This is a genomic window from bacterium, from assembly GCA_030654305.1.
Taxonomy (GTDB): domain Bacteria; phylum Krumholzibacteriota; class Krumholzibacteriia; order LZORAL124-64-63; family LZORAL124-64-63; genus PNOJ01.
Genome location: JAURXS010000078.1, coordinates 1 through 4,234 on the forward strand (window position 1 = coordinate 1; position 4,234 = coordinate 4,234).

General features: G+C 68.3%; 4 protein-coding genes and 1 riboswitch. Of the genes, 1 reads left to right on the forward strand and 3 read right to left on the reverse strand.

Annotated elements, in window-relative coordinates; translation table 11 throughout:
- Positions 1-11 precede the first annotated feature (11 nt).
- Positions 12-101 (reverse strand): K(+)-transporting ATPase subunit F, encoded by a 90-nt coding sequence (gene kdpF, locus Q7W29_02050; protein MDO9170594.1) that lies wholly within the window; start codon positions 99-101, stop codon positions 12-14.
- A gap of 162 nt (positions 102-263) precedes the next feature.
- Positions 264-2,285, reverse strand: coding sequence for an APC family permease (locus Q7W29_02055; protein ID MDO9170595.1), 2,022 nt, complete (start codon positions 2,283-2,285; stop codon positions 264-266).
- A riboswitch (cyclic di-AMP (ydaO/yuaA leader) is annotated at positions 2,286-2,416 on the reverse strand.
- Positions 2,417-2,597: 181 nt separating this feature from the next.
- On the opposite strand from Q7W29_02055, the gene Q7W29_02060 reads away from it, so the two are divergent.
- Positions 2,598-3,311, forward strand: a complete 714-nt coding sequence (locus tag Q7W29_02060) for a SagB/ThcOx family dehydrogenase (protein MDO9170596.1) — start codon at positions 2,598-2,600, stop codon at positions 3,309-3,311.
- Here the strand turns inward: Q7W29_02060 and Q7W29_02065 are convergent.
- Positions 3,312-4,234 (reverse strand): HipA domain-containing protein (locus tag Q7W29_02065; protein MDO9170597.1); only part of this gene is annotated, 923 nt, incomplete at its 5' end. It lies immediately after the preceding gene.

Here is a 4,234-nt window from a genome sequence, read left to right on the forward strand (position 1 = left end):
GCGCGCGTCCATCAGAACCACTCCGGCTTGAGCAGGGTCACCAGCAGGTAGACGAGCAGCAGCAGCGCCAGGGCGGCCCCCGTCCACAGCATCACGGTCATCGCGGCACCTCCGTCCGACGTTGACGGCGACCGCGCCGGATGGGCGCACGCCGACACCATCAGCGTAGGCGCTTCGGGATCAAAGCGGGGTCAAGACGGGGCGGGGGGGCGTCAAGAATGCGTCAAGGGGGCGGGACGCCCGTCCCGCCCACCGGGCGCCGCTCAACGCACCCGCGCCGGCAGGATGACCATCGTGCGGCCGCTCCACTGCAGGCGCTTCTGGATGGCGAAGGCCGTGTCGTTGTGCAGCAGGTGGTGGTACCACTGGTCGCGCTGGAAGATGACCTGACCGGCGAAGAACGTCACGTCGCGGAACTCGCGCGCGACCTCCAGGCAGAGCTTCTCGGCCTCGTCCACCACGTCGGTGCCCAGGGCGGTGCGGCCCACGGCGGGCAGGCCGATGCGCTCCGCCAGGTCGACGTACTTCGCCACCGTGGCGTCGGAGCGCGCCTGGAGCGCCTCGAGCGCGTCGGCCCCCTTGAACTCGCCGGTGTCCACGACGCCCACGCAGATCACGACCAGGTTGCGGTAGTGGCCCGCGAAAGCGCGCTTGATGGTCAGCATGGTGTGCACGCCGAGGCCGCCGTAGCCGGCGACCAGCAGCGCGGCGGTGGGGCGCGAGGGGTCGAGGGGCGGCAGCGCGTCGGGGGTGCGCTCCTCGACCGCGGCGACGACCGGCGCCATCTCCCGGTAGAGCTGGGCGAGCTTGCGGCCGAACAGGCGGTAGTGCGAGCGGACGAGGAAGCACAGGCCCAGCAGCAGGGCGGTCACCCCGATGGTGACCCAGCCCCCCTCGCCGAACTTCTCGATCGTGGTGACGACCAGCACCGTCACGCACAGCAGCAGTCCGACGACGAAGATCCCCAGCCGCCGGCGCCAGTGCCGGCGGCTCGCGCGGGACTTCAGCGTCCAGACCGTCATCGCCAGCATCGAGAGCGAGAAGGTCAGGAACACGTTGATGCTGTACATGACGACCAGGCTGCGCAGGTCGCCGTGCGTGTACAGCAGCACCACCAGCGCCAGGGCGCCCATCAGGACGATGCCGTTCAGGGTGGTCAGCCGGCCCGACAGCGAGGCGAAGCGCCGCGGCACCCAGTTGTCCAGGGCCATGTTCGACAGCACGCGCGGGCCGTCGATGAAGCCGGCCTGTGCGGCCACCACCAGCAGCAGCCCCTCCGACACCAGCGTGATCCACACCAGGACCGTGCCGAAGGGCAGGCCGCCGGCCAGCCGCTCGAACAGCACGGCGTTCATGGTCTTGCCCTCGACGGGCGAGACCCGCCACAGCAGGTAGCAGACCAGCAGCCCCGCCGCGGTGAACGACAGCGAGGCGGCCATGTAGCTCATGGTCCGCCGCCCGGTCTTCGCGCGCGGCTCGCGCATGATGGGCAGGCCGTTGGAGACGGCCTCGATGCCCGTGTAGGTGCCGCCGCCCATCGAGTAGGCTTTCAGCAGCAGGGCGGCCATGCCGCCGAGGCCCAGGGTCGCCATCCCCCGCGAGAACCCGCCGCCCACCTCCGCCGCCACGGCCGGCACCTGCCCGGCGTGCGCGAACACGCCGCCCAGGATGGCCGCGGCGTGGGTCAGCAGGAACACCATGAACACCGGCAGCAGGACCATCACCGACTCGCGCACGCCCCGGATGTTCAGCACGATGAGCCCCAGCACGAAGGCGACCTCGGCCGCCGGCTTCACGCCGTGCCAGGCCAGCGGCATGAAGCTGAAGATGGCGTCGCCGGCGGCGGCGATCGACACCGAGATCGTCAGCACGTAGTCCACGAGCAGGGCGCAGCCCGAGACGACGCCCACCTTCTCCCCCAGCAGCTTGGTGGCCACGACGTAGCCGCCGCCGCCGTGGGGGAACTCCTCGATGATGCGCTTGTAGGCCGCCGAGATCACCAGCACGGTGACGGTGGTCATCAGGGCCAGCGCCAGCAGCAGGTAGGTGTGCTCGCCCAGGGTGCGGAAGGCCTCGTCGGGACCGTAGGCGGACGACGAGAGGCCGTCGGCGCCCAGGCCGATCCAGGCCAGGAACGGCACGAGCGTCAAGCGGTGGAAGAGCGAACTGTCGTTCAGACTCTTCGGGCTCCCGAACAGCGCGCGGCGCGCGCGGCCCGGGAACGACAGCGGCTCACCGGCGGACTCGGGCTCCTCCGGGGACGACGGGGGCTTACGGGCGCCCATGGGGCTCCTACTCGACGCCTACGGGGTTAGCTGACGGGCTCGGGCCGAATAGATGCCCTACGCCTTGCGGCGATGCGCCCCGGATTGTGGGTCCCCCGTTCCCGCGCGGCGGGATTCGGCGATGCGTCAGGGACTGACGACACACGCGACATGTGCCATCATCATCGGCATTGCGGGGTCAAGACGGTGTCAAAGCGGGGGCGGGGCGCATCAAGAAAGCATCAAGATCGCCGTAAACAGATACTCCCGTGGAGGTTATCGCCGGTCACCCCAGCCCGGGCGCTTCCCCACAAGAACGGAAGGAGAACACGCATGAAACGAGCGAATCCCCGGCGGAAGCTGTTCGGGAGCCTCGGCGCCGCGGTCCTGCTGGCGGCGATCCTCACCACGGCCGCCGCCGCCGCCGAGCCGGCGACCAGCGCGAACCTGGCGTTCGTCCCGGACCAGAACATCGTCCTGCCGACCCCGACCATGGCCGGCGGCATGCCCCTGATGACGGCCCTGGCAAGCCGGCACTCGTCGCGGGAGTTCGGTCCCGACCCGCTGCCCCTGCAGACGCTGTCGGACCTGCTGTGGGCGGCCAACGGCGTCAACCGGCCGGACAGCGGCAAGCGCACCGCGGCGACCGCGCGCAACTGGCAGAGCCTGGATGTCTACGTCGTGATGGCGGCGGGGACGTACCGCTACGAACCGGCGGGGCACGCACTGGTGGCGGTGCGGCCCGGGGATCTGCGGGCGGCGACGGGAGCGCAGCCGTTCGTGGGCGAGGCGGCGGTGAACCTGGTCTACGTGTCGGACGGGGCGAAGATGCCCGGGGTCGAGGATCCGGCGCAGCGGGCGCTGTACGACGGGACGCACGCGGGGATCGTGGCGCAGAACGTGTACCTGTTCGCGACATCGGAGGGGCTGGGGGTGGTGCTGCGGGCGATGGTGGATCGGGAGGCGCTCGGTACGGCGTTGGGGTTGGCGGAATCGCAGAAGGTGGTCATGGCGCAGAGCGTGGGGCATCCGAAGGCCGGTTCGTGATCACAAGATGTCCAGCCGATGGGCCGCCTGGATGCGATCAGCGATGTCGCGAGGCACGTCTGCCTCCTCGGCAAAGTCAGGCCACCGCTTCACGGCCGCCACGACCTGCTGGAGGATCTCCTCCGCACGACCGCGTTTGAGCGACGCGTTCCCGGCGCAGGCCCGGAAATCGTCGATCTGGAAATCATCGCGCTTGCCGTTGAGGGACATCTGGTGGGCATGCGTCCAGGTCCCCTTCGGGTTGTGGTTGTACGTCACGTCGAAGGCCGGGGACAACGCCCACGTTCCCCCTTTGTCCATCAGGAAAGCGATGTTCTTGACGTGGTCGTCCTGATTGCGGCCGACGACGTTGAAGGCCATACGCCGGAACTGCTCCTCGAGGCTCGCCATCGGCATCCCGAGTCTGCGCATGACGTGCAGGGCCTGCTCGTATGAATATGCGCCTGCTTGTTTGTAATCGAAATGCGCCATCGCGCATAAGGACTGCATATGTAGCTTATTGCCGGTGACCGTACGATCGAAGCGCCGGGTCATGAAATGGCTGCGGCCATTTTCCTGGAGCAGGCGGCACTCCATCATGTCGATTCCCGCGGCCTTCGCCATTTTATGATAGGCGTATTCGATCAGACCATAACCGACAGGATCCGCGAGTTCCTTGTCCCTGTTCCCCGACACACCGTCGAACTTCAAAATCCAGTGGGAAAAGCCACTATCCGCATCAATCTGCCCCGATCGCACCTCGTTCGTTACCGGATTCCAGGCGATGATGGCCTTCGCCCGGGCTCCCCCGGCCGAGGTGCCGACACGCAGGATCTCCTGGAGGGAATCCTGCCTGTTCACCGGTTCGAGAGAACCTGCGATTTGAAGTCCTCGGGTCAGGATCGCACTTGCGAGATCGACCATGGCCGCGACATCAAGCAACT